The organism is Tibeticola sediminis, from assembly GCF_003843835.1.
Lineage (GTDB): Bacteria > Pseudomonadota > Gammaproteobacteria > Burkholderiales > Burkholderiaceae_C > Tibeticola > Tibeticola sediminis.
In genome coordinates this window covers 634,190-658,442 of record NZ_RKQL01000001.1, presented here as the reverse complement: position 1 = coordinate 658,442, position 24,253 = coordinate 634,190, and the positions used below count along the sequence as shown (strand labels likewise).

Below are 24,253 nucleotides of genomic sequence, written 5' to 3'. Positions count from 1 at the left end.
GCGTAGCTGCCCGATTTCACGCCGGCGTCCCAGCAGAAAAGGCAAAAAAACACCCGCCTGGGCGGGTGTTTCGGAGGCGAGCCGACGCGCGCGGGGCGCACAGGCTCTGGGGCGGTTGCATTATTTCTTGGTGGCGTTTGCCGCAGGGGCGGCGGCAGACGCCTTAGCTTGCTTGGCTTCGGCCTTGGCTTTCTTCTCTTCGGCCGCTGGGGCCTTGGCCTCTTCCTTGGCTTTCTTGTCGACTTTGGCTTTCTTGTCGTCGGCAGCGGCGGCCTTGGTATCGGTCTTCGCCGGCTTGGCCTCTGCCTTGGCCGGCGCGCCCGGGTAGGCCGCGCCGTTGACCGTCAGGCCGGCTTCGGAGAGCTTGGCGGCACTTGTCTCGCCGATGCCTTTGACACGAGAGACGAGGTCGTTCCAGTCCTTGAACGAGCCCTTCTTGCGCTCCTCGATGATCTTGGCCGACATCGCCGGCCCGATGCCTTTGACGCTATCGAGGTCGGCGGCACTGGCTTTGTTCACGTCCACGGCCGCGAAAGCCGACATCGCATACAACATGGCCAGGATGGCCAGGATTTTCTTCAACATGCTTGCTCCTTCGGGTTGGAACCCCGGCGACTCGCCGGGGCTCACGCAGCTTAACGGAACAGCGTGACCGCGCGTTGACCGCCTGCGCCCACGTGCGTTGTGTCAAAGTTCCTCAACCCGTCGCGGCGGATAGCTGTCCCAGGCCTGGCAGCCCGGGCAATGCCAGTGGTGCTCGCGGGCTTCGAAGCCGCATGCGGCGCAGCGGTAACGCTCCAGAGGTCGAACCGCCTGGTCGAGCGCGCGCTGCACCAGCGGGTGGCATTGCTCGTGCTCGAGCTTTTCCCCGGCGATCCAGCGGCTTGCCGCGATCAGCGAGGGCGTGCGTTCCAGGTGTTCGACGTAGGCTTGCCGCGCGCGTGCTTCGTCGCCCAGCACGTCCTGGTTCAGCGCCACGAGGGCCTCGAGCAAATCGATGGACGGATGCGCCTGATACAGCGCGCGCAAGCGCTCGGCGGCTTCCGGGACCTGGCCGCAGCCCCGGGCTGCGGCAACGGCTGCCTGAGCCGCCAGTGGGGCTGCGGAGGGGACACGCCGAAACAGATCGAGCAGCGCTTCCCAGGCTTCCGTGGGCCGCCCTTCGCGCAGCAGCAATTGGATTTGGTCGAGGCGGGGGCGCGCCGCCTGGGGCGCGATCCGTTGGGCTTCGCTCAGCAGGCGGTGGGCATCTGCAGTGCGGCCTTCGGCCAGCGCCTCGGCGGCCAATTCACACGTGTGGTGGGCCCGGCGCGTTTGAAAGCTCCCGAGCCCCGTGCCTTCGAGGGACTCGGCCATCGCCGCCGCGCGGGCCCATTCGCGCGTGCGCTCGTAAATCGCAAGCCGCCCGAGCCGCGCTTGCGCTTGCAAAGGGCTGCCGTCGAGTGCGGCAAAGGCTTCTTCGGCACGATCGAGCAGCCCGGCCTTCAGGAAGTCCAGTGCCAGCGCATGGCGCGCACGCTGGCGGTCGGCCTCGGACAGGTCGCCGCGTGCCAGCAGATGTTCGTGAACCCGAACCGCACGTTGGTATTCGCCGCGCCGCCGGAACAGGTTGCCCAAGGCGAAATGCAGCTCGGACGTGTCCGGGTCGTCACGGACCGCCTCGATGAAGGCATCGATGGCCTGGTCCTGCTGCTCGTTGAGCAGGTGGTTGAGTCCCTTGAAATAGGCTTTCGGTGCCCGCTGCCCCTCGAGCCGCAGCTGCTTGAGGTCCAGTCGCGACGCGAGCCAGCCCAGTGCGAAGACCAGCGGCGCCGCGATCAGCAGCAAGATGGGGTCAATGGTCATGAACGCGCTCGACGTCGGGCGGGGTGGGGGTCGGTGCAGAGGCCGGGGCCGACGCCGCACGGTGCCGCGCAGCCGCCCGTCGCTGGCGCCACCAACGCGGAACCATACCGACGGCACCGACGATCACGCCGACCGTGAAGGCGCTGAACACCACGAGCACCATCGGCGCCTGCCATTGATGACCAAAGAAGAAGTGGACGTTGACTTCCTGCGCATTGTTGAGCGCGAAGGCAAACAGCGTGAAGAACAGCGCCGCGTTGACCAGCCAGCGCAGGACTCGAAGCGCGGTTTTCATCGAGAAAGGCCGTCAGTCGGTGGTCGAGCCTGCACGCGCCGGAGAGGACTTGGCCAGCGTCGGATCCACCCCTTCGCGCAGCGCTTTACCGGGTCGGAAATGCGCCACGCGGCGCTCCGGAATCTGCACCTCGGCGCCCGAGCGCGGGTTGCGGCCGATGCGCGGCGCGCGGCGATGGACGCTAAAGCTGCCGAAACCGCGGACTTCGATGCGGTGTCCCCGCACCAGCGCATCCGTCATGGCATCGAGCAGGGTGCGCACGGCCGCTTCGGCGTCGCTTTGGGTCAAATGTTCGAAGCGGGCTGCGAGGTTTTCGACGAGATCGGAACGGGTCATGAGCAGCGCACCTGGAAGGATCGGTCCATAAAAAAAGAGACTTCCGCCGAGTTTAGGGCAACGCTGAACCAGTCCCTCGCGCGTCGCGCATCCCGGCTGCGGGCGGTCTGCGTCGTTGCAAATCCTCGCCATAGCTTCGGCTATGGCTGCGGTTTGCGCCTCGCATCTCATCCCGAAGCCGGGCGCGCGCCATCGCGGGAACTGATTCAGCGTCGCCCTAGGACAACATCTGTGTGCGTTGCCCGGGCGGAAGTCCGGTGAGTGCGCGGGATGGAGGGTGCTGCACCCGGCAGCAGGTCCATCCCGCGGTGGAGCCCGCGTTTAGGGCAACGCTGAACCAGTCCCTCGCGCGTCGCGCATCCCGGCTGGGGGCGGTCTGCTTCGAAAGCAAATCCTCGCCATAGCTGCGGCTATGGCTGCGGTTTGCGCCTCGCATCCCATCCCGCGGCCGCTCGCGCGCCATCGCGGGAACTGATTCAGCGTTGCCTTAGCGGGCGGCCCATCAGCTCTTGTCGCTGCCGGCGTTTTCCATCTTCGCGCGCAGCAAAGCGCCCAGGTTGGTCGTGCCGGCGCTCTCGCGCGACGACTGCTGACTGAGCGACTGCATGGCTTCTTGCTGCTCGGCCAAGTCCTTCGCCTTGATCGAGAGCTGGATGTTGCGCGTCTTGCGGTCGATGTTGGTGATGACGGCGGTGACTTCGTCGCCTTCCTTGAGCACGTTGCGCGCGTCCTCGACACGGTCGGCCGAGATTTCGCTGGCGCGCAGGTAGCCCACGACGTCCTGGCCCAGATCGATCTCGGCGCCGCGAGCGTCCACCGACTTCACCTTGCCCGTCACGACCGAGCCCTTGTCGTTGACCGACACGAAGGTCGTGAACGGATCGGAGTCGAGCTGTTTGATGCCCAGCGAAATGCGCTCACGCTCGACATCTACGCCGAGGACGATCGCTTCGACTTCCTGGCCCTTCTTGTAGTTGCGCACGGCCACTTCGCCCGGCTCGTTCCACGACAGGTCGGACAGATGCACCAGGCCGTCGATGCCAGCGGCCAGGCCGATGAAGATGCCGAAGTCGGTGATCGACTTGATCGGACCCTTGACACGGTCGCCGCGCTTGGTGTTTTGCGCGAATTCCTGCCACGGGTTGGCCTTGCACTGCTTCATGCCCAGGCTGATGCGGCGCTTGTCCTCGTCGATGTCGAGCACCATGACTTCGACCTCGTCGCCGAGCGACACCAGTTTGTTGGGCGCGACGTTCTTGTTGGTCCAGTCCATTTCCGAGACGTGCACCAGGCCTTCGATGCCGGGCTCGAGCTCGACGAACGCGCCGTAGTCGGCGATGTTCGTGACCTTGCCGAAGAGGCGGGTGCCGGCCGGATAGCGGCGGGCAACGCCATGCCAGGGGTCGTCGCCGAGCTGCTTGAGGCCCAGCGAGACCCGGTTCTTCTCGGTGTCGAACTTGAGGATCTTGGCCGTGATTTCCTGACCCGGCTGAACCACCTCGCTCGGGTGGCGCACGCGGCGCCAGGCCATGTCAGTGATGTGCAGCAGGCCGTCGATGCCGCCGAGATCCACGAAGGCACCGTATTCGGTGATGTTCTTGACCACGCCCTGAACGATGGCACCTTCCTTGAGGGTCTCCATCAGCTTGGCGCGCTCTTCGCCCATCGAAGCCTCGATCACCGCGCGACGCGACAGCACGACGTTGTTGCGCTTGCGGTCGAGCTTGATGACCTTGAACTCCATCGTTTTGTTCTCATACGGCGTGAGGTCCTTGACCGGACGCGTGTCGACGAGGGAGCCGGGCAGGAAGGCGCGGATGCCGTTGACCATCACGGTCAAGCCGCCCTTGACCTTGCTCGTGGTCGTGCCGGTGACGAATTCGCCGGTCTCGAGCGCTTTTTCGAGCGCCATCCACGAAGCGAGGCGCTTGGCGGTGTCACGGCTGAGGACGGTGTCGCCGTAGCCGTTTTCGGGGGCCACGATGGCCACCGAGACGAAGTCGCCGACCTGGACTTCGAGTTCGCCCTTGTCGTTCTTGAATTCCTCGATGGGCACATACGCCTCGGACTTCAGCCCGGCGTTGACGACGACGAAGTTGTGCTCGATGCGCACGACTTCGGCGGTGATGACTTCGCCCGGGCGCATTTCAGTGCGCTTGAGGGATTCTTCGAAAAGGGCGGCAAAAGATTCAGACATGGAGTTTCCTGATGCACGAGCAGGTTTTACGGAAGCAAAAGGCCCCGTTTGCAAGGCTGTTCGTGACTGTTGTTTGCGGAGGGTCCCGCGGTTGGGTTGAAGAAACCACGCCACCGGTGCGCATCGCGCGAGGAGAATGACGTGGACCGGAAAAAGAGCCAGCCCAGGAGGCCGGCTCAGGAAGCCGCGAGGCAATCGCCAAACGGCAACCGTTCTTGCCACCAGGCCAACACCCGTTCGACCGAAGCCTCGACCGTGAGGGTGGAGTTGTCCAGCAGCAATGCGTCGTCGGCGGGCTTCAAGGGCGCGGCGCTGCGAGACATGTCCCGCGCGTCCCGCGCCTGAAGGTCGGCCAAAACGGCATCTAGTGTAGTCGAAACGCCCTTGGAAATCAATTGTTTATAACGGCGCTCGGCCCTTTGTTCGGCGCTGGCCGTCAAAAAAACCTTCAGCGTTGCGTCGGGGAAAACGACCGTGCCCATGTCGCGTCCGTCGGCGACCAGACCGGGAAGGCGGCGAAAGTCGCGTTGCAGCTGCAGCAGCGCGGCGCGCACCGCCGGCCATGCGGCGACTTTGGACGCGTCCCGGCCGATGGCCTCGGTGCGCAGGTCTGCGCTCACATCCTCACCCCGAAGCAAGACACGCTCGCCTTGAAATTCGACGTCCAGTGCGCGTGCGAGCGCAGCGATCGCTTCCGTCTGGGCTTCTTCGACGGCCAGACCCGCACGCTGTGCGGCCAGAGCGGTGAGTCGGTACAGCGCGCCCGAGTCGAGCCAGTGGTAGCCCAGGCGCTCGGCCAGGGCGGCTGCGAGCGTGCCCTTGCCCGAGGCGGTCGGCCCGTCGATACACAGCACCGGGATGGCGCCGGGTTGGGCCTCGACGACTTGGAACAGCGTTTCGAAATAATCCGGAAAGGTCTTGGCGACGCACTTGGGATCGAGGATCCGCACGGGCTGGGCGGCCGGGTTGAACGCGGCGAGCGAAAAGCACATGGCCATGCGGTGGTCGTCGTAGGTCCGGATGCAGGCCGCGCGCCACGCCTCCTCAGCCAGGGGATGCACGCGCAGCAGGTCCGCGCCTTCTTCGACGCGCGCGCCCAGCCGGCGCAGTTCCTGAGCCATGGCCGCGATGCGGTCGGTCTCTTTCACGCGCCAGCTGCCGATGTTGCGCAACGTCGAGTGGCCGTCGGCAAAGAGCGCCAGCACGGCCAAAGTCATCGCGGCGTCGGGAATGGCGATGCAGTCGAGGTCGATCGAGCGCAGCGGCCACGCACCGCGCGACACCCGCAGATCATTGGGCCCGCTCTCGACCTGCGCGCCCATGAGGCGTGCCGCGTCGACGAAGCGGATGTCTCCCTGAATCGAGGCCGCACCGACGCCCTGGATATGGACCGGCCGCTCGGCCGTCGCAGCGATCGCGCCCAAGGCGATGAAGTACGAGGCCGACGACGCGTCGGCTTCGACGTGAATTTCGCCCGGCGTGCGGTAGGCGCTCGCCGCGGGCACGGTGAAGCGCGACCAGCCTTCGCGCCGTACCTGCACGCCGAAACGCTCGAGCAGGTTCAGAGTGATTTCGATGTAGGGGCGTGAAATCAGCGTGCCGGTGACCTCGAACACCACGTCGCCCTCGGTGCTCAGCAGGGGGGCTGCGAGGAGCAGCGCGGTCAGGAACTGGCTCGAGACGTCCCCGCGCACGCGGATGGGTTGCTGCACCTGGCGCGCGCGTGGCCGGCCGATCCGCAAGGGGGGGTAGCCCTCCTGGCCGAGATATTCGACGCTGCAGCCGATCTGGCGCAACGCGTCGACGAGGTCGGCGATCGGGCGCTCGTGCATGCGCGGCACACCGCTGAGTTCGAAGTCGCCCCCCAGGACAGCCAGCGCGGCGGTGAGCGGGCGCATCGCCGTTCCGGCGTTGCCGAGGAAGAGCTTGGCCGGGCTGCGGGGCGCCTGCCCGCCGAGGCCAGTCACCCGGACGGTGTGTGCGTCTTCGGCTTCGACGCCGCAGCCGAGCGTGCGCAGCGCGTCGAGCATGACCCGGGTGTCGTCCGAGTCGAGCAGGTCGCGGATGCGGGTGGTACCCGCGCTGAGTGCAGCCAGCAGCAAGACGCGGTTCGAGATGCTCTTCGAGCCGGGCAGTTGGACCGTGCCCCCGGCCGAGCGCAGGGGCGGAAGATCGAGAAATTCGGTGGTGTACATGCGCGTGGAATCCGGGTGGGGCCGGCGACGGTTCGCGGCCCGCTCCGTCAGAAATGCGGCTTGCCCGAGCTAATGCGCCAGTGGGCGCGGGCTTGGCTGGCCGTGCCGATGAGCTTTTCGAGGGTTTCTCCGTCACCGGCGGCGATGGCTTGCTCGAATGCTTCGAGGGCGCCGCGGAAGGCCTGCGCTTGGCGCAGCAACTCGCTCCGGTTGGTCAGCAGAATGTCGCGCCAGACTTTGGGGTCGCTGGCGGCAATGCGGGTGAAATCCCGAAACCCCGGCCCGCCGAGCGACAGCAATTGCGCGGCCTGGGCCTGGCCCAAGATGCCGTTCATCAAGGCAAAGGCCAGCACATGCGGCAGGTGGCTCACAGCGGCAAAAGCGGCATCGTGGGCGTCGGGTGACATCTCACTGACGTGCGAGCCTATGGCCTTCCAGACGGCATGGGCGCGCTGAAGCTGATGGGTACGGGTGCGTTCGATCGGCGTGAGGATGACCTGACGATCGCGGTAGAGGTCCGGGTCGGCGTTTTCGATGCCGCCGCGCTCGAGGCCGGCAATCGGATGCGCAGGCACGAAGCTGCCGACTTGCTCGCGCAGCACCTCGCGCGCGGCCTGCACGACACCGGCCTTGGTCGAGCCCACGTCCATGATCAGCATCTCGGGCGTGAGGATGTGCCGGATGGCCTTCAGGGTGGCCTCGGTGGCCGCCACGGGGACGGCAATCAGCACCAAATCTGCGCCCGAGACGGCCAGCAGCGCGGAGGGGGCTTCGACGTCGATGACGCCCAACTGGCGCGCGCGCTCGGTCGTCGAGGGCGACTTGCTGTAGCCGACCACACGCCGCACCAGCCCGGCGCGCTTGAGCGCCAGCGCAAAAGACCCGCCCATGAGGCCGCAGCCGATGAGGCCCAACTGTTCGAACATGGTGGTCTGGCTCATGGCGTTCAGGTTTCGCTGACAGGGTAAGCACCCAGCATTTTGTAGAAGGCGCAGAGGCTTTGGAGTTCCTCCAAGGCTCGGGCGACATGCGGCTCGCTCGGATGGCCGGCGAGGTCGATGTAGAAGTAATACTCCCACTGCCCGGACTTGGCCGGACGCGACTCGAAGCGCGTCATCGAGACGCCGTGCTTCTTGAGGGGCACGAGCAGGTCGTGCACCGCGCCGGGGCGGTTCGGGACCGAGACGATCAGGCTTGTGCAGTCCTTGCCGCTCGCGGGCGGCATGGCCATGGTTTGCGGCAGGCAGATGATGGCAAAGCGGGTGCGGTTGTAGGCCTCGTCCTGAATCGCGTGCGCGACGATGTGCAGCGCGAACTGGCCTGCGGCGCGTTCGCTGGCCAGGGCGGCGTAGGCCGGGTTTTCGGCTGCCAGTCGTGCGCCCTCGGCGTTGCTCGAGACGGCGCGGCGCTCGGCATGCGGCAGATGCTGGCTGAGCCAGTTCTGGCACTGAGCCAAGGCCTGTGGATGCGCCAGCACGACCTCGATGCCGTCGAGCGAATTGACTTGGCGCAGCAGGTTGTGCCGCACCAAGAGACTGATTTCCCCAACGATGTGTACGGGCGAGCGCAGGAACAGGTCGAGCGAGCGCGCCACCACGCCTTCGGTCGAGTTCTCCATGCCCACGACGCCGAACTGTGCGGTGCCCGCAGCGGTGGCGTGGAACACCTCGTCGAAGCTCGAGCAGTAAATCAGGTTGGCCGCGCTGCCGAAATACTCGATGGCGGCCTGTTCGGTGAAGGTGCCCTCGGGGCCCAGCACGGCGACGCGCTGCGGCGTCTCGAGCGCCAGGCAGGCCGACATGATTTCGCGCCAGATCGCAGCCACATGCTGATTGAGCAGCGGCCCGGGGTTGGCCGCCTGGACCTTGGCGATCACCTGGGCGACCCGGTCGGGCCGGAAGAACGGCGAGCCTTCGGCACGCTTGATTTCACCGACTTGTTCGGCGACCCGGGCGCGCTGGTTGAGCAGGTCGAGCAGCTGCTGGTCGATCGCGTCGATCTGCTGCCGCAGGGCCGCGAGCGCTTCGGACTGGATGGGGGTTTGAGCCATGGAGAGGGGTCTTGTGGCGACGTTCAGGCTTGAGTGCGCTCGAATTCGCGCATCCAGTCCACCAAGGCCTGCACACCGGCCAGCGGCATGGCGTTGTAAAGGCTGGCGCGCAGCCCGCCGACCGATTTGTGGCCCTTGAGCTGCAACAGCCCCCGGGCCTCGGCCCCGGCCAGGAAACGCGCGTAGGCGGCGCCATCGGGACCGGGCTCGCGCAAGAAGAAGGGCACGTTCATGCGCGAGCGATGCGCGCGATCGACGGGGTTGTAGAACACCTCGGAGCGGTCGATCGCGTCGTAGAGCAACTGCGAGCGGGCGATGGCGCGCTGCTCCATGGCGGCGACGCCACGCGCATCACCCTCGCGCTGGCGCTGGATCCACTGGAAGGTCAGGCCCGCGACGTAGATGGCGTAGGTCGGCGGCGTGTTGAACATCGAGCCATTGTCGGCTACGGTGCGATAGTCGAAGGCGCTCGGGCAGATCGCCAAAGCATGTCCCAGCAGGTCTTCGCGCACGATGACGAGCGTGAGCCCGGCCGGGCCGATGTTCTTCTGCGCGCCGCCAAAGGCCAATCCCACCCGCTGCCAGTCGATCGGCCGCGAGAGCACATGCGAGGAAAAGTCGATCACCAGCGGCGCGTCGCTGCCAAGGGCGCGCAGGTCAGGCAGCTCGTGGAATTCGACACCGTGGATGGTTTCGTTGCTGCACAGGTGTAGGTAGCTCGCGCCGCGGCTCAGGCGCCAGCTGGCGGGGTCGGGCAGGGTGGTGAAGCCGCTGTCGGCGCTGCTGGCCGCGAGCTGGGCGTGGCAGTATTTCTGCGCTTCCTGGTGCGACTTCTGGCTCCAGGCGCCGGTGACGACGAAATCGACCGTGCCGCCGCGCGAGAGGTTCATCGGCACGATGGCGTTTTCCGCCAAGCCACCGCCCTGCATGAACAGGATGCGAAAGTGCTCTGGCACCGCGAGCAGCTCGCGCAGGTCAGCTTCGGCCTGCGCGCAAATGCTCATGAACGCCTTGCCGCGATGGCTCATCTCCATCACGCTCATACCGCTGCCGTGCCAGTCGAGCATTTCGGCCGCGGCCTGCGCCAACACCTCCTCGGGCATGGTGGCGGGGCCGGCGGAGAAGTTGTAAGGGCGACTCATGAGCAATTTAGCTTCAATTCCGGGCTTTGCCGGCGTGAAATATACGTTCTTTGCTATAAAAAAAGGAGTCTCAGGCGCGGAGTGCCGCCTTTACCCATTTTCCGGTGCCGGCTCGTCGGCCGATGCGAGGGGCGCGGCATCGTTTTCCACGATGCGCTGCAGGCCGATCAGCTTCGCGCCCGGATCGAGCGCGATCAGGGTGACCCCCTGCGTGGCCCGACCCATCTCGCGGATTTCGGACACCCGCGTGCGCACGACCACGCCGCGGTCGGTCACGAGCATGATTTCGTCGTCAGAACGCACCAGCGTGGCCGCCACCACTTTGCCGTTGCGCTCGGATTGCTGGATGGCGATCATGCCCTTGGTGCCACGGCCGTGGCGGGTGTACTCGCTGATGGGCGTGCGCTTGCCGTAGCCGTTTTCGGTCGCAGTCAACACGCTTTGCGTCTCGTCTTCGGCCACCAGCATCGCGATGACGCTTTGGCCTTCTTCGAGCATCATGCCGCGCACACCGCGGGCGTTGCGGCCCATCGGGCGCACGTCGTTTTCGTCGAAGCGCACGGCCTTGCCGCCGTCGGAGAACAACATCACATCGTGATGTCCATCGGTGAGCGCGGCACCGATGAGGTAATCCCCCTCATCGAGGTCGATCGCAATGATGCCGGCCTTGCGCGGGTTCGAGAACTCGTCGAGCGGCGTCTTCTTCACCGTGCCCATGCGCGTGGCCATGAACACATAGTGGTCTGCCGGAAAGCTGCGGAACTCGCCGGTGAGCGGCAGCACCACGGTGATTTTTTCGCCTTCGGCCAGCGGGAACATGTTGACGATGGGCCGGCCGCGCGAGCCGCGTGAGCCCGAGGGCACCTCCCACACCTTGAGCCAGTACAGCCGCCCGCGGTTGGAGAAGCACAGGATGTAGTCGTGCGTGTTGGCGATGAAGAGCTGCTCGATCCAGTCGTCTTCCTTCGTCGCCGTGGCCAGCTTGCCGCGCCCACCGCGCTTCTGGGCGCGGTATTCCGATAGCGGCTGGCTCTTGATGTAGCCGGTGTGGCTGAGCGTGACCACCATGTCGGTCGGGGTGATCAGGTCCTCGGTGGAGAGGTCTTGCGCGCTGTGCTCGATCTCGCTGCGGCGCGCGCCGAGCTTGGTCTGGCCGAATTCCTGCTTGAGCGCGGTGAGTTCGTCGCCAATGATCGCGGAGACGCGCTCGGGCCGCGCCAGGATGTCGAGCAGGTCGTCGATCTGCGCCATCACCTCTTTGTATTCGGCGACGATCTTGTCCTGCTCCAGCCCGGTGAGGCGCTGCAGCCGCATCTGCAGGATTTCCTGCGCCTGCGTTTCCGAGAGGCGGTACAGGCCGTCGGCCTGCATGCCGTAGGCGCGATCCAGGCCGTCGGGGCGGTAGTCGTCGGCGTTGACCGTGCCGCCGTCGGCCTTGGCGCGGGTGAGCATCTCCCGCACCAGGGCGCTGTCCCAGGCGCGCTGCATCAGCTCGGCTTTGGCCACCGGCGGGGTGGGCGACTCGCGGATGATGCGGATGAACTCGTCGATGTTGGCCAGTGCCACCGCCAGGCCCTCGAGCACATGGCCGCGCTCGCGCGCCTTGCGCAGCTCGAACACTGTGCGCCGGGTGACGACCTCGCGCCGGTGCTCGAGGAACACGACGATCAGGTCCTTGAGGTTGCACAGCCGCGGCTGGCCGTCCACCAACGCCACCATATTGATGCCGAAGGTGTCCTGCAGTTGGGTGTGCTTGTAGAGGTTGTTGAGCACCACCTCGGGCACTTCGCCGCGCTTGAGCTCGATCACCAGCCGCATGCCGGACTTGTCGGACTCGTCCTGGATGTGGCTGATGCCTTCGATCTTCTTCTCGTGCACCAACTCGGCCATGCGCTCTTGCAGCGTCTTCTTGTTGACCTGGTAGGGCAGCTCATCGACGATGATGGCCTGGCGCTGGCCCTTATCGATGTCTTCGAAATGGCACTTCGCGCGCATCACCACCCGGCCGCGGCCGGTGCGGTAGCCGTCCTTGACGCCGTTGATGCCGTAGATGATGCCCGCGGTGGGAAAGTCCGGCGCTGGAATGATCTCCATCAACTCGTCGATGGTCGCCTCGGGGTGGCGCAGCAGGTGCAGGCAGGCGTCCACCACTTCGTTGAGGTTGTGCGGCGGAATGTTGGTCGCCATCCCCACCGCAATGCCCGCCGAGCCGTTGACCAGCAGATTGGGCAGCTTGCTCGGCAGCACCAGCGGCTCGCGCTCGCTGCCGTCGTAGTTGGGGCCGAAATCGACGGTTTCCTTGTCGATGTCGGCGAGCATCTCGTGCGCGATCTTCGAAAGCCGAATCTCCGTGTAGCGCATTGCCGCGGCGTTGTCGCCGTCGACCGAACCGAAGTTGCCCTGGCCGTCCACCAGCATGTGGCGCAGAGAAAAGTCCTGCGCCATGCGCACGATGGTGTCGTACACCGCGGAATCGCCGTGCGGGTGGTACTTACCGATGACGTCACCGACGATACGCGCTGATTTTTTATACGGCCGGTTCCAGTCGTTGTTGAGCTCGTGCATCGCGTAGAGCACACGCCGGTGCACGGGTTTGAGGCCATCGCGCGCATCGGGCAGGGCGCGACCCACGATCACGCTCATCGCGTAATCGAGGTAGCTGCGGCGCATCTCCTCTTCGAGGCTGACGGGCAGGGTTTCTTTGGCGAAGGAGGTCATGGGCGGGCAAGAGAGAGTTCGTTCCATTTTAGGGGACGGCCGGTGAGCGCCCGGCTGCTGGCACCGCGCTTGCACTCGGTGTCGCTCGGGATCGCAATGCGGACAGCCGCCCGCAAAGAAGGCGACTCGGCATACAGAGGTCGGTCGTCAGAGTCCGCCCGGCGTTGCTTTGTGGCAACGGATTTGTGCATTTCCACGGCGCCGCAAAGCCGCCTTGCTCTGCAATGGCTGGCATGCGATGAATGGGCTGTGGCAGAATCAGAGCAACGGTGGGCGTGGATCTGGTGCTTGCCGTCCGCCTCGAATTGCAGCGACGCTGCCCAACTTTTCTCTGAGGAGAACCATGAAAAATTTGAACAAAGTGGCAATGCTTTTTGCCTCCATCGCTGTGGCTTCTGCGGCTGGCGCACAGTCGATCGACAACTGGCGCAACGGCAGCTCTGAGCTGGTTTGGAAGAACGGAAGCAACGAACTCTGCTGGCGCAACAACTTCTGGACGCCCGCAACAGCGGCTGCCGACTGCGACGGCGCGATCAAGCCCGCTCCGGCGCCCGCTCCGGCACCGGCACCGGCGGCGGCTCCGGCGCCTGCTCCGGCTCCGGCCCCGGCCCCGGCCCCGGCGCCCGCTCCGGCTCCGGTCGTGGCTTCGAAGGTCACGTACGCTGCGGACGTATTCTTTGATTTCGACAAAGCCGTCCTGAAGCCGGAAGGCAAAGCCAAGCTCAACGACCTCGTCGACAAGATCAAAGGTATCAACCTGGAAGTCGTGATCGCCGTTGGTCACACCGACTCCATCGGTTCCGACGCGTACAACCAGAAGCTGTCGGTGCGCCGTGCGGAAGCCGTCAAGGCCTACCTCGTGTCCAAGGGCATCGAGAAGAACCGTATCTACACCGAAGGCAAGGGTGAAAAACAGCCCATCGCCAGCAACAAGACCAAGGAAGGTCGCGCGAAGAACCGTCGCGTCGAGATCGAAGTCGTGGGCACCCGCTCCGGCAAGTGATGAACAGCGTCTGCCCTCGGGCAGCGCTGCACCCAGCCCCGCAGGCCTTAAGCCGCGGGGCTTTTTTGCGTCTGATCAGCGGTCCTGCCGCTGGCTCATGGACAATTTGCTTATGACCACAACCGAAACCAACATCGACCCCGCGGAGCTGGCAAAGTTTGGGGATCTCGCCCACCAGTGGTGGGACCCGTTGGGGCCGTTCCGGACGCTGCACGAGATCAACCCGACACGTCTGGCCTGGATCGAACGCTACACGGGCCCGTTGTCCCAGCAGCGCGTGCTCGATGTCGGCTGTGGCGGGGGCCTGCTTGCGGAGGCTATGGCACGGAAGGGCGCGCAGGTACTGGGCATCGACATGGCCGAGCGTTCGCTGCGCGTCGCCCGGCTCCATGCCTTGGAAGCCGGCCTGGCCAATGTGGCCTACCGACAGGTGGCCGTCGAAGCGCTTGCGGCCGAGCAGCCGGGGCTGTATGACGCGGTCAGCTGCCTTGAAATGCTCGAGCACGTTCCGGACCCTGCGTCCGTCGTGCGTGCCTGTGCGGCTTTGACGCGTCCGGGCGGTTGGGTGTTTTTTTCGACGATCAACCGCAGCGCGAAGGCTTTCGCGCTGGCTATCGTCGCGGCGGAGTATGTGCTGGATCTGGTGCCGCGCGGCACGCACGAGTATGCGCGCTTGCTGCGGCCGGCCGAGCTTGCGGAGTGGGTGCGGCAGTCCGGGCTGGAACTGGTGTCCATCGACGGCCTGCAATACAACCCGTGGACCCGGCGCGCGAAATTGAGCTCGGACCCGAGCGTGAACTATTTGCTCGCGGCGCGTCGCCCCACGCAGGCGGAAACCCGCGCATGACGCCCGTCCTTTCTGCCAGCGGCTTTCGCGCCGTTTTATTCGATCTGGACGGCACACTGATCGACAGTGCGCCGGATCTCGCTGCCGCCGCTGATGCGCTGCGCACCGCGCGCGGCCTGCCCAGCTTGCCGTTCGATCGCTACCGTGCCGTGGCAGGCGCCGGTGCGCGGGGCTTGATCGGAGTCGCGCTGGGGGTTCAATCCGAGGACCCGGAGTTTCCCGCGTTGCGCGAGGCGTTCTTCCGTCTGTACGAAGACCGGATGACGCGGGCGACCCGAGCCTTCGACGGTGTGGCTGCCTTGCTCCAGGAACTCCGGCGGCGGGACATCCCTTGGGGCATCGTGACGAACAAGATCGCTCGCTTCAGCCAGCCACTGCTGGAGCGGATCCCCGAGCTTACGGGTGCGTCGGTGCTCGTCTCGGGCGATACCACGCCCTACACCAAGCCCCACCCGGAGCCATTGCTCGAGGCCGCCCGGCGCCTCCGACTCGAGCCCGGCGCCTGCGTTTACGTTGGCGACGACGAGCGCGACATCCTGGCGGGGCGTGCAGCGGGCATGAGGACCGTTGCCGCTTGCTATGGGTACCTGGGCGACGGTGGGGATCCAGCGGGCTGGGCGGCCGACGCCGTCATCGATTCTCCGACCCAGTTCTTGAAAATTTTGCAATTGGCGTAATATCGGGCGCTGGGGCTGCATTGGTTTCGACGCGGGTTGGAATCGTCGCGGTGCATGTCGAGCTCAGTTTGCTCGTAAAACCGACTGAAACAAAGTAACTGCAAACGACGAACGTTTCGCACTCGCCGCTTAAACACCGGTGAGCCTCGCAACAGTCTGCCGACGGGCTGGGCAAGGGCAGCGCAAGCTGTCCAGGCTGCGAGGGAATGCACATCGGCTGGCTTGACTCCGGGCACCTTGGAGGCAAGCGAGATTCAAGGGTGCTGGCGGTTCCGGTAGCGTGCGCCTGCGCGACCGGAACAGCGAGATCCAAATCAGAGCGCTAAACATGTAGATCTGCACGAGGAAGGTTCGCGGACGCGGGTTCAAATCCCGCCAGCTCCACCAAACACAAGGGCCCGGAAGAATCTCCGGGCCTTTTTTCTTGCTTGAAATCCGCGCCTGGCGCTAGGGCAACGCTGAACAAGTCCCTCGCGCGCCGCGCATCCCGGCTGCGGGCGGTCTGCTTCGTTGACCATCCTCGCCATAGCTGCGGCTATGGCTGCGGTTTGCGCCTCGCATTCCATCCCGCGGCCGGGCGTGCGCCATCACGGGAACCGATTCAGCGTGGCCAAAGGGCGAGGCTCCCGGTGCTGCGAGGGACGAACCGGGGCGACTGTGCGTCGGGTCAGGGGCTGGCGGCGGCAGACCGCATGCGCAAAGGGATGGTTCGATGTCGGTTTCCGGTCCCCATCTTGCAAGCTTGGCCGTGTCGCAGCAGATTCAAGGGTATGGCATGGGTTTGGGTCTGTTGCAGGCCGCTCGGCCGCTCGGACGCTCGGCCGCTCGGACGCTGATGGCCGTGGTGGCTTCGTTCCCGGGAAAACACTTGTTCCGGCCGAGGTGGGTTCGCCGATAATTCCGAGTCGACGCCCTGCCTCTCCAAGAGTCGCTCGGTGCATCGGCCGAGGCGCCGGCGCTGTGCCGCTGTTCGCTTGATGCCCTAGCCCTTTGGTTTGATAGACCACCCCTCGCATGCCGCATCTGTCCCCCGTTCGTCCAGCTCTGTCGTGGCGTGAGTTGCTCACCGTTGCGCGGGAGGACTACACCGTGGCCGTGCTGCTGCTCGGGACGCTGATTGCGGCCGTATGGCTCATGCCGTTTGCGATTTACCGTGCGCTGCAGGGGAATTGGTGGGCGATGTCGAACGATGTGGCCTTGTCGGCGCTGTTCGTTTGGGCCGGGCATCGGGCTTGGCGGACAGGCGATACGCGCCTGTCGGGCTGGGTGGTGGCTTGCGCGACGGTCGGTGGAATTTGGGCCATCGGCTGGGCGGCGCGATTTGCGGCGCTGTTTTGGGTTTATCCCGGTGTGCTGATGCTGTTTTTCCTCGTGCCCCCACGGGCCGCTTTTGTGCTGGCGGCTCTGGCCATCGGTGGATCGGCTTACCTGTCGCATGCCGACCTGGGTGGCGGTGAAGGCTTGCCGTTTTTCTTGTTTACGGCATTGCTCACGGCGCTTCTGGGGTACATGACCTCACAGCAGGCACAGCACCGCATCGCTCGCTGGCAATCCTTGAGTCTGATCGATGCCTTGACGGGGGTGGCGAACCGCCGCTTGATGGAGATCGAGCTGGACCGGGCAAGCTCGGGCGGCGGATCGATCGGGTTGTTGGCCGTACTCGATTTGGATCATTTCAAGTCGATCAATGACCGCTTTGGGCATGAGGCGGGTGACTTGGTGCTGCGGGACTTTGCGGCCACGGTGCAGTCGCGCTTGCGTCGAGGCGATCGGTTTTATCGCCTGGGGGGCGAAGAGTTTGTGCTCTGGCTGCCCGACATGGGTCGCGCACAGGCCGAGGCGGTGCTCGAGCGCTTGCGCGAGCAGATCCGCGAGCATGTGCGCGCCGGCGAGGGCGAAGCGGTGACCGTGTCCATGGGTGTGGCAGCGCATCACGCGGGAGAGCACTGGCGCGACTGTCTGGCGCGTGCCGATCAGGCACTCTACCGAGCCAAAAGCGCGGGGCGCAATCGTGTCGAATGGGCGGTGGACGATGCGATCGAGCGCAGCATCCCCCTGGTCGAGCGGCGGGCATAGAGAGAGGATCCATCGGGCGGTCCTGTCCCTGGCTGCGGCGAAGTAGGCGAGTCGTTGCGCATCGGCCGTGGCACCTGGGCGAGTGGATGGTGCCCGCGGGGGTCGGACGTGGCGAGGGCCTTTGCGCGGGCGCGGCGTCGATATACTGGCCCCGATGCTTGGCCGGGGGTGGTTCTCCGGCTTTCACTTTCGATTCCTCCAGCCCATATGCCCAGAAAGAAACCCGCAACGTTCGAAGTGTGGCGCGAGCAATGGTCCATGCTCGGTTTTTATGAGCGCTTCGAGCAGATCGTCGCGATCATTTTGTCGGCGGTGATCGCGGTCATCGTCGTGACCTCCCTCGTTCAGTTGATCCGCGTGGTGTTCACGCTGCTCGTGCTCGACGCGTTCAATCCGCTCGACCATGCCGTGTTCGAACAGGTGTTCGGCATGGTCATGACGCTGCTGATCGCGATGGAGTTCAAACACTCCATCATCCGCGTGGCGATGCGCGAGGACAGCATCATCCAAGTCAAGACGGTGGTGTTGATCGCGCTGATTGCGCTCTCGCGCAAGTTCGTGATCCTGGACCCGGACACGTCGCCGTCCAAGGTTGCGGCGCTGTCGGGGGCGGTGTTGGCCCTGGGCGCGGTGTATTGGATGATGCGCGAGCGTGACCAGAAGGCGCTCGACGCCGAGCGTGCGTTTGGTCTTGCAACGAAGAAAGATCATGGAGAGGAAGCATGAAAGCCAGCGATTTCGAACCCGTGCCGAGTCGGGACACTTTCTCGCGGCGTGTGGCGGTGTTGGCGTTTTGGGCCGCACTGCTGATGGTGCTGTGGCACTTTCTGCCGGTGGTCGAGGCGTGGCTTGCCCCGTCCGGCAGCGGCGAGCGCACGGTCACGGCGCGCGGCGACCTGGCCGAAGATGAAAAAGCGACGATCGAACTGTTTGAAAAATCGCGGGATTCCGTCGTCTACATCTCGACGGCGCAGCTGGTTCAAGATGTTTGGACACGCAACATCTTTGCGGTGCCACGCGGCACGGGCTCGGGCTTCATCTGGGACGACGCAGGCCATGTCGTCACGAACTTTCATGTCATCGAAGGGGCGTCCGAAGCCACGGTGAAGCTGGCCGACGGGCGCGACTACAAGGCCGCATTGGTCGGCGCGTCGCCCGCGCACGACATTGCCGTGCTGCGCATTGGTGTGGGCTTCAAGCGACCGCCGCCCGTGCCGATCGGCACCAGCCACGATTTGAAGGTGGGGCAGAAGGTGTTTGCGATCGGCAATCCGTTCGGGCTGGACTGGAGCTTGACGACGGGCATCGTCTCCGCCCTCGACCGTTCGCTGCCCAACGAGCGCGGCGGGCCACCGATCGAGCATCTCATCCAGACCGACGCCGCCATCAACCCCGGCAACTCCGGCGGGCCGCTGCTCGACTCGGCGGGGCGGCTCATCGGCATCAACACCGCCATCTACAGCCCGAGCGGCGCGTCGGCGGGTATCGGTTTCGCGGTGCCGGTGGATACGGTGCGCCGGGTCGTGCCCCAACTGATCAAAACCGGCAAATACATCCGCCCGGCGCTGGGCATCGAGGCCGACGAGCTGCTCAATCAGCGGCTGGCGGCGCTGACCGGCGTCAAAGGCGTTTATGTGCTGCGCGTGCAGCCTGGATCCGCCGCTGAAAAAGCCGGCATCGTGGGCGCGGCCCGCGGACCGGAGGGGCTCGTCCCCGGCGACGTCATCACGGCCTTGGACGGAACGCCCGTCGACGGGCTGCCGAAGCTTTTGTCACTGCTCGACGAGCACCAGGTCGGAGACGTGGTGCGCCTGACGCTGCGCCGCGGCGAAGCCACGCGCGAGGTCCAGGTGGCCCTGCAGCCCGGCACCTGAGGCGGCCGCTGGCTCAGGGGAGCATCGGCAGCCCAGTTTTGAAATAAAACGGGCGGATGCCAGCGTCATTCGGGCGTTTTTTGCTCTCAAAAAGAGACCGTTTTGTTGGCGCTGCGCAACCCTCAGCATGCACAGCCCGCTGCTCGATCGCGGCAAGGCAATGACGCTGCGCGGCGGCAAAGGGGGGAGTCCCCGGTGGGAGCGCGGGCCGACGCCGGGAAAGGGCCTGCCGTGGGCAAAGACGAGCGCGTTGACGCAGTGTCGGCTTTATGGCGACGCTGAACAAGTTCCTCGCGCGCCGCGCATCCCGGCGACGGGCGGTCTCGTCGAAAGCAAATCCTCGCCATAGCTGCGGCTATGGCTGCGGTTTGCGCCTCGCATCCCATCCCGCGGCCGGGCGCGCGCCATCGCAGGGACTTATTCAGCGCCGCCTTATTTCGCCCACGAATCCTTCAACCCCGTCACCCGGTTGAAGACCAGCTTCCCATCCACGCCATGATCCGCGCGGTCGGCCACGAAGTAGCCGTGGCGTTCAAACTGAAACTTCTCGTCCGGCTTGGCGGCGGCCAGTGACGGTTCCACGTAGGCGGTCACGACCTTCAGGCTGTCGGGGTTCAGCGCGTCGAGGAAGTTTTTGCCGCCCGCGTCGGGGTGCGGGTCGGTGAACAGGCGGTCGTAGAGGCGCACTTCGGCGCGCACCCCGTCGGCCACGCCCACCCAGGTAATGGCGGCCTTGGCCTTGACGCTGTCGGCGCCGGGGGTGCCGCTCTTGGTGCCGGGGATGACTTTGGCGTGCACTTCGGTGACTTGGCCCGTCGCATCCTTGACGCAGCCGGTGCATTCGATGACGTAGCCGCCTTTGAGGCGCACGACATTGCCGGGCTGCATTTGGCCATCCGCCCCTGGCCGGGGCGGATAGAGCCGCTTGTAGCCCTTGGGCGGCACTGCTTCGAAGTCTTCGCGTTCGATCCAGACTTCTCTGCCGATCTTGAACACGCGCTCGGGCGGGGGCGTCTGGCCTTCGGCGATGGCCGCGTGGGGCAGGGCGGGCTGGGTGCAGTCTTCGAGGTAGTCGTCGGAGCCGAACACCTCGGCCCAGTTGGTGAGCACGAGCTTGACCGGGTCGAGTACCGCCATGCCGCGGTGCGCCTTGTGTTCCAGGTCCTCGCGCAGGCAGGCTTCGAGGGTGGCGTAGTCGATCCAGCTGTCGGACTTGCTCACCCCGATCCGCTCGGCAAAGAGCTGGATGGCTTCGGGCGTGTAGCCGCGGCGGCGCAGGCCGACGATGGTGGGCATGCGCGGGTCGTCCCAGCCGCTCACGCGCGCCTCGTTGACGAGTTGCGCGAGCTTGCGCTTGCTGGTGACGACGTAGGTGAGGTTGAGCCGCGCGAACTCATGCTGGCGCGGCAGCAGGAAGGGGTTGGGTCGCTCGATGTCGAGCGCGTGCGCCAGCAGCGGGGTGAACTGCTCGGGTTGGGTCTTGAGCAGCGCGAAGAATTCCGGCAGGTCGCGCAGGACGGCTTCGCGGTCGTGTTCCCAGCGGGCGAACAGCGCGCGCATGCGGCCTTCGGCTTCGCTGGCCCACAGGCGGTCGGCGTGGTTGTGGCAGTGCAGCGCAAACTCCTTGCCCGCTTCGAGGCCTTGGGCTTCGATTTTCTCGATCCACGCCCGCGCGGCCTCGAACTGGGGCGCGCGCAGGATGGGCACGATGCGCTCGAGTGTCCATTCATAAAACGGCCGCTGGTCTTCGAATTCGAGCGTGCAGATGCTGTGGGTGATGTTTTCGAGCGCATCCTCGATCGGGTGCGCGAAGCTGTACATCGGGTAGACGCACCAGGCGTCACCGGTGCGGTGGTGGGTGGCGTGGCGGATGCGGTAGATGGCGGGGTCGCGTAGGTTGATGTTGGGGTGCGCCATGTCGATCTTGGCGCGCAGAACCATGGCGCCGTCCGGGTGCAGGCCCGCACGCATTTCGCGCAGGCGCGCGAGGTTCTCGGCCGGGCTGCGGTGGCGGTACGGGCTTTCGGTGCCGGGGGTGTTGAAGTCGCCGCGTGCGGCGCGCATTTGCTCGGGCGTTTGCTCGTCCACGTACGCATGGCCGGTTTCGACCAGGTACTCGGCCGCGCGGTACATGAAGTCGAAATAGTCGCTGGCGTGGTAGAGGTGGCTCACGGGTTTGCCGCCCAGCGTGCCTTCCCAGCTAAAACCCAGCCACTGCACCGCGTCCAGGATGGAGCGGACGTATTCCTCGTCTTCCTTCTCGGGGTTGGTGTCGTCGAAGCGCATGTGGCAGACGCCGCCATAGTCGCGCGCGAGGCCGAAGTTCAGGCAGATGCTCTTGGCATGGCCCACGTGCAGGTAGCCGTTGGGCTCGGGCGGGAAGCGGGTGCGGATGCGTGCGGGGTCGGGGCCGCCGGCGGCCTGCACGCTGCCCTCTCCGGGGTGGCCGACCCAGCGGCGCGCGGTGTCGGTGCCGCGGGCGAGGTCGTGCTCGATGATCTGGCGCAGGAAGTTGCTCGGCCGCGGTGCGTCAGTGGGGTTCGCGGCCATCGATGAGGTTTGGACGGTTTTGGCGTTCATGATCGTTTCATTGTAGGACGCGGCTTTACGGATGGGCGCGCCTTCGGGCACGCCCGTCAGCCGGGCGATTCGCGGCCCAGTTGTTACATGCAGCAACCGCTGTCACGGCTCGGCAGTGGTCTGTATCGCGGGTTCTCGCGTTGAATCAGGGCAGGGCATCGAGGGCGTCGCCCGAGGTGCCGATGTGCATCGATTCACAGGAGAATTTCCATGCAAACCAGCGTTTTGAAGCTCATGTCCCACAGCGCTCGGGTGCGTCTGATGGCCCTCGGGTTCATCGGCGCGGCGGGGCTTGCGGCCTCGGGCGGCGCCCATGCGCGCGACAACGTGTTCTGGTCGATCGGCATCGCCTCGCCTGGGGTGTCCATCGGTGTGGCGAATGCCGCCCCGGTCTATGTGCAGCCGGCACCGGTTTACGTACAACCCGCGCCGGTGGTGGTGCAGCGCCCCGTCGCCGTCTACGCGCCGCCGCCGGTCGTTTATCGGCCCGCTCCGGTGGTCGTCGAGCCCATCGGCTGGGTGCCGCCGGGCTACGTGGTGCGGGAGCGCAAGCACAAGCATCACCACCATCACGACCGGCCGGAGTGGTACGAAGGCCCGGGGTATCGCTACTGACTTCTACGCCTCAGGCGGTCGGGCGACGCTGAGTCGGCCGCAGTGAAGGCGTGCAGGCCGCATACGCCACAGTGGCGGGCCTGGGCGCAGCGATAATCCACGCTCGTTTCAAGGAGCGTGTGTGGACGTTGTGTTGCTGGCCAAGGCCGCGGTGATGGGGGTGGTCGAGGGGCTGACGGAGTTCTTGCCCATTTCATCGACGGGGCACCTGATACTGGCGGGTTCGCTGCTGGGTTTCGACGACGAGCGCGCCAAGGTGTTCGACATCGCCATCCAGACCGGTGCGATCTTCGCAGTCATCCTCGTCTACTGGCAGCGGCTGTGGTCCACCCTGCGGGCCTTGCCGACGCAGGCGCAGGCGCAGCGTTTTGCGGTCAATGTGCTGATTGCGTTCTTCCCGGCGGTGATCCTGGGCCTGCTGTTCGGCAAGGCGATCAAGGCGCATCTGTTCACGCCCACGGTGGTCGCCAGCACCTTCATCCTCGGTGGTCTGGTGATTCTTTGGGCCGAGCGGCGGCCGCGCTCGGCGGTGCGCATCGACCATGTCGAGTCCATGCAGCCGCTCGATGCGCTCAAGGTTGGCCTGGCGCAGTGCCTGGCCATGGTGCCAGGCACGAGCCGCAGCGGCGCGACCATCATCGGCGGCATGTTGTTCGGCCTGTCGCGCCAGGCGGCGACGGATTTCTCTTTCTTTCTTGCGATTCCGACACTCATCGGCGCTGGCGCTTACAGCCTCTACAAGGAGCGCGCGATGTTGTCCGTGGCCGACGCGCCGCTGTTTGCCGTGGGTCTGTTGTTCTCGTTCCTGAGCGCGTGGGTGTGCGTGCGCTGGCTGCTGCGTTACATCGCCACCCACAGTTTCGTGCCCTTCGCCTGGTACCGCATTGGCTTTGGCGTGCTGGTGTTTGCCACCGCCTGGAGCGGGCTGGTCACCTGGGCGCAGTGACCCCCATCACCGTTGGTGCAGCCCGTTTCGACGCCCTCTCAGGCCCCCATGTCGCGCAGCGCGGCCTCGATGGCCGCGGCGGTGGCCAGCGGCTTTTCCATCGGCACGAGGTGGCTGCCTTCGAGCATCAGGATGCGGCCTTGGGTGAGCTTTTCCGTCATGGCCATGCCCACTTGGCGCATCTCCTGCGAATGGGTGCCACCGATGAAACCCACCGGGCATTTGAGCGGATGGCGGTGCAGCAGGCGGTCGAGGTTGTCGGGCAGCGTGTTGTAGATGGCGGTTTCCACATCGCGGTCGAAGCGCAGCACGCGACGGCCGTGCGCGTCGGTTTCGGTGGCGCAGTCGATGTAGTCGGCCAGCACCTGCGGATCCCAGTGGGCAAACGCGCGCTTGTGGCGGAAGTGCTCGAGCGCGGCGTCGCGGCTCTCCCAACGGGTGCGGCGCTGGCGGCTCACTCGCCCGGGGGAGAGCGAGCCGATCAAGGGTGTGCGCTTGATCGCGCCGAGCGTGGTGGCGCGCCAGCCGCCGAGGATGGGCGAGTCGATCAGCAGCACGCCGCGCGCCAGCGCCGGCTGCCGGGCGGCTGCCATGACGCTCAAGAAACCGCCGAGCGAATGCCCCACGAGGAAGGCGGGTCGACCGGCGCGTGCGACCTGCGGCTGCGCGAAGTCCACCAGTTGCTGCACCAGATGCGGCCAGTTGTTGGTGACCGGATAGGCCGGGTCGTGGCCATAGCGATCCACCGCCTCCACCTCGAAGCCGCGCGCGCGCAGGCTTTCGAACAGCACCCGGTAGGTGCACGCCGGAAAGCTGTTGGCATGGGAGAAGATGATGAGAGGCTGGGTAGGCATAGT

Annotated in this window: 20 protein-coding genes and 1 other RNA gene; 9 read left to right on the top strand and 12 right to left on the bottom strand. The window is 65.7% G+C overall.

Going from position 1 to position 24,253, the window contains the following annotated elements; translation table 11 throughout:
* Positions 1 to 120: 120 nt before the first annotated feature.
* From EDC62_RS03095 to gyrA, 10 genes are all read right to left on the bottom strand, one after another.
* Positions 121 to 585, bottom strand: a complete 465-nt coding sequence (locus EDC62_RS03095) for a ComEA family DNA-binding protein (protein ID WP_124220334.1) — start codon at positions 583 to 585, stop codon at positions 121 to 123.
* Between the two features lie 102 nt (positions 586 to 687).
* Positions 688 to 1,845 (bottom strand): lipopolysaccharide assembly protein LapB, encoded by a 1,158-nt coding sequence (lapB, locus tag EDC62_RS03090; protein ID WP_124220332.1) that lies wholly within the window; start codon positions 1,843 to 1,845, stop codon positions 688 to 690.
* The gene (locus EDC62_RS03085) at positions 1,835 to 2,140 is read right to left on the bottom strand and encodes a lipopolysaccharide assembly protein LapA domain-containing protein (protein ID WP_124220330.1); all 306 of its coding nucleotides are present in this window, start codon (positions 2,138 to 2,140) and stop codon (positions 1,835 to 1,837) included. The genes lapB and EDC62_RS03085 overlap by 11 nt, the downstream gene beginning before the upstream one ends.
* 12 nt (positions 2,141 to 2,152) lie before the next feature.
* Complete coding sequence (locus EDC62_RS03080; RefSeq protein WP_124220328.1) at positions 2,153 to 2,476, bottom strand: integration host factor subunit beta; 324 nt, start codon at positions 2,474 to 2,476, stop codon at positions 2,153 to 2,155.
* Positions 2,477 to 2,978: 502 nt separating this feature from the next.
* Positions 2,979 to 4,727 (bottom strand): 30S ribosomal protein S1, encoded by a 1,749-nt coding sequence (gene rpsA, locus EDC62_RS03075; protein ID WP_281273817.1) that lies wholly within the window; start codon positions 4,725 to 4,727, stop codon positions 2,979 to 2,981.
* Positions 4,728 to 4,849: 122 nt separating this feature from the next.
* Positions 4,850 to 6,868: a bifunctional 3-phosphoshikimate 1-carboxyvinyltransferase/cytidylate kinase gene (locus EDC62_RS03070; protein WP_124220324.1), complete on the bottom strand. Its 2,019-nt coding sequence runs from the start codon at positions 6,866 to 6,868 to the stop codon at positions 4,850 to 4,852.
* 47 nt (positions 6,869 to 6,915) lie between these two features.
* Positions 6,916 to 7,794 carry a prephenate dehydrogenase gene (locus EDC62_RS03065; protein ID WP_124221124.1) on the bottom strand — a complete coding sequence of 293 codons (879 nt, stop codon included), beginning with the start codon at positions 7,792 to 7,794 and terminating at the stop codon, positions 6,916 to 6,918.
* Between the two features lie 20 nt (positions 7,795 to 7,814).
* Positions 7,815 to 8,918, bottom strand: coding sequence for a prephenate dehydratase (gene pheA, locus EDC62_RS03060; protein ID WP_124220323.1), 1,104 nt, complete (start codon positions 8,916 to 8,918; stop codon positions 7,815 to 7,817).
* A gap of 23 nt (positions 8,919 to 8,941) precedes the next feature.
* A complete protein-coding gene (gene serC, locus EDC62_RS03055; RefSeq protein WP_124220321.1) occupies positions 8,942 to 10,060 on the bottom strand; it encodes a 3-phosphoserine/phosphohydroxythreonine transaminase in 1,119 nt (372 codons plus the stop codon).
* A gap of 90 nt (positions 10,061 to 10,150) precedes the next feature.
* Positions 10,151 to 12,778, bottom strand: a complete 2,628-nt coding sequence (gene gyrA / locus EDC62_RS03050; RefSeq protein ID WP_124220319.1) for a DNA gyrase subunit A — start codon at positions 12,776 to 12,778, stop codon at positions 10,151 to 10,153.
* Positions 12,779 to 13,121: 343 nt separating this feature from the next.
* Between gyrA and ompA the strand changes: the two genes are divergently transcribed.
* From ompA to EDC62_RS03015, 7 genes are all read left to right on the top strand, one after another.
* The gene (ompA, locus tag EDC62_RS03045) at positions 13,122 to 13,781 is read left to right on the top strand and encodes an outer membrane protein OmpA (RefSeq protein ID WP_124221122.1); all 660 of its coding nucleotides are present in this window, start codon (positions 13,122 to 13,124) and stop codon (positions 13,779 to 13,781) included.
* Positions 13,782 to 13,893: 112 nt separating this feature from the next.
* Complete coding sequence (gene ubiG / locus EDC62_RS03040) at positions 13,894 to 14,628, top strand: bifunctional 2-polyprenyl-6-hydroxyphenol methylase/3-demethylubiquinol 3-O-methyltransferase UbiG (protein ID WP_124220317.1); 735 nt, start codon at positions 13,894 to 13,896, stop codon at positions 14,626 to 14,628.
* Entirely contained in the window at positions 14,625 to 15,305 is a 681-nt protein-coding gene (gph, locus tag EDC62_RS03035; RefSeq protein ID WP_124220315.1) for a phosphoglycolate phosphatase, read from the top strand. The genes ubiG and gph overlap by 4 nt, the downstream gene beginning before the upstream one ends.
* 11 nt (positions 15,306 to 15,316) lie before the next feature.
* Positions 15,317 to 15,692: a transfer-messenger RNA gene (gene ssrA / locus EDC62_RS03030) on the top strand.
* Positions 15,693 to 16,319: 627 nt separating this feature from the next.
* Positions 16,320 to 17,381, top strand: coding sequence for a GGDEF domain-containing protein (locus EDC62_RS03025; RefSeq protein WP_124220313.1), 1,062 nt, complete (start codon positions 16,320 to 16,322; stop codon positions 17,379 to 17,381).
* A 207-nt stretch (positions 17,382 to 17,588) separates the two neighbouring features.
* Positions 17,589 to 18,107 carry a phosphate-starvation-inducible PsiE family protein gene (locus EDC62_RS03020; protein ID WP_124220311.1) on the top strand — a complete coding sequence of 173 codons (519 nt, stop codon included), beginning with the start codon at positions 17,589 to 17,591 and terminating at the stop codon, positions 18,105 to 18,107.
* An 83-nt stretch (positions 18,108 to 18,190) separates the two neighbouring features.
* Positions 18,191 to 19,255 carry a S1C family serine protease gene (locus EDC62_RS03015; protein WP_211330926.1) on the top strand — a complete coding sequence of 355 codons (1,065 nt, stop codon included), beginning with the start codon at positions 18,191 to 18,193 and terminating at the stop codon, positions 19,253 to 19,255.
* Positions 19,256 to 19,687: 432 nt separating this feature from the next.
* Here EDC62_RS03015 and EDC62_RS03010 read toward each other — a convergent pair whose 3' ends face one another.
* Positions 19,688 to 21,835 (bottom strand): glutamine--tRNA ligase, encoded by a 2,148-nt coding sequence (locus EDC62_RS03010; protein ID WP_124220307.1) that lies wholly within the window; start codon positions 21,833 to 21,835, stop codon positions 19,688 to 19,690.
* 210 nt (positions 21,836 to 22,045) lie between these two features.
* Here EDC62_RS03010 and EDC62_RS03005 point away from each other — a divergent pair, with 210 nt between their 5' ends.
* Entirely contained in the window at positions 22,046 to 22,450 is a 405-nt protein-coding gene (locus tag EDC62_RS03005; RefSeq protein ID WP_245968724.1) for a hypothetical protein, read from the top strand.
* 121 nt (positions 22,451 to 22,571) lie between these two features.
* Positions 22,572 to 23,396: an undecaprenyl-diphosphate phosphatase gene (locus EDC62_RS03000; RefSeq protein WP_124220305.1), complete on the top strand. Its 825-nt coding sequence runs from the start codon at positions 22,572 to 22,574 to the stop codon at positions 23,394 to 23,396.
* A 38-nt stretch (positions 23,397 to 23,434) separates the two neighbouring features.
* Here the strand turns inward: EDC62_RS03000 and EDC62_RS02995 are convergent, their stop codons facing one another.
* Positions 23,435 to 24,250: an alpha/beta fold hydrolase gene (locus EDC62_RS02995; RefSeq protein ID WP_124220303.1), complete on the bottom strand. Its 816-nt coding sequence runs from the start codon at positions 24,248 to 24,250 to the stop codon at positions 23,435 to 23,437.
* Between the last annotated feature and the right edge of the window lie 3 nt (positions 24,251 to 24,253).

Bases quoted from the DNA above. Each gene is read 5' to 3' on its own strand.
- EDC62_RS03095 (WP_124220334.1), bottom strand. From the start codon at position 585: ATGTTGAAGAAAATCCTGGCCATCCTGGCCATGTTGTATGCGATGTCG.
- lapB (WP_124220332.1), bottom strand. From the start codon at position 1,845: ATGACCATTGACCCCATCTTGCTGCTGATCGCGGCGCCGCTGGTCTTC.
- EDC62_RS03085 (WP_124220330.1), bottom strand. From the start codon at position 2,140: ATGAAAACCGCGCTTCGAGTCCTGCGCTGGCTGGTCAACGCGGCGCTG.
- EDC62_RS03080 (WP_124220328.1), bottom strand. From the start codon at position 2,476: ATGACCCGTTCCGATCTCGTCGAAAACCTCGCAGCCCGCTTCGAACAT.
- EDC62_RS03070 (WP_124220324.1), bottom strand. From the start codon at position 6,868: ATGTACACCACCGAATTTCTCGATCTTCCGCCCCTGCGCTCGGCCGGG.
- EDC62_RS03065 (WP_124221124.1), bottom strand. From the start codon at position 7,794: ATGTTCGAACAGTTGGGCCTCATCGGCTGCGGCCTCATGGGCGGGTCT.
- pheA (WP_124220323.1), bottom strand. From the start codon at position 8,918: ATGGCTCAAACCCCCATCCAGTCCGAAGCGCTCGCGGCCCTGCGGCAG.
- serC (WP_124220321.1), bottom strand. From the start codon at position 10,060: ATGAGTCGCCCTTACAACTTCTCCGCCGGCCCCGCCACCATGCCCGAG.
- gyrA (WP_124220319.1), bottom strand. From the start codon at position 12,778: ATGACCTCCTTCGCCAAAGAAACCCTGCCCGTCAGCCTCGAAGAGGAG.
- ompA (WP_124221122.1), top strand. From the start codon at position 13,122: ATGAAAAATTTGAACAAAGTGGCAATGCTTTTTGCCTCCATCGCTGTG.
- ubiG (WP_124220317.1), top strand. From the start codon at position 13,894: ATGACCACAACCGAAACCAACATCGACCCCGCGGAGCTGGCAAAGTTT.
- gph (WP_124220315.1), top strand. From the start codon at position 14,625: ATGACGCCCGTCCTTTCTGCCAGCGGCTTTCGCGCCGTTTTATTCGAT.
- EDC62_RS03025 (WP_124220313.1), top strand. From the start codon at position 16,320: ATGCCGCATCTGTCCCCCGTTCGTCCAGCTCTGTCGTGGCGTGAGTTG.
- EDC62_RS03020 (WP_124220311.1), top strand. From the start codon at position 17,589: ATGCCCAGAAAGAAACCCGCAACGTTCGAAGTGTGGCGCGAGCAATGG.
- EDC62_RS03015 (WP_211330926.1), top strand. From the start codon at position 18,191: ATGGTGCTGTGGCACTTTCTGCCGGTGGTCGAGGCGTGGCTTGCCCCG.
- EDC62_RS03010 (WP_124220307.1), bottom strand. From the start codon at position 21,835: ATGAACGCCAAAACCGTCCAAACCTCATCGATGGCCGCGAACCCCACT.
- EDC62_RS03005 (WP_245968724.1), top strand. From the start codon at position 22,046: ATGCAAACCAGCGTTTTGAAGCTCATGTCCCACAGCGCTCGGGTGCGT.
- EDC62_RS02995 (WP_124220303.1), bottom strand. From the start codon at position 24,250: ATGCCTACCCAGCCTCTCATCATCTTCTCCCATGCCAACAGCTTTCCG.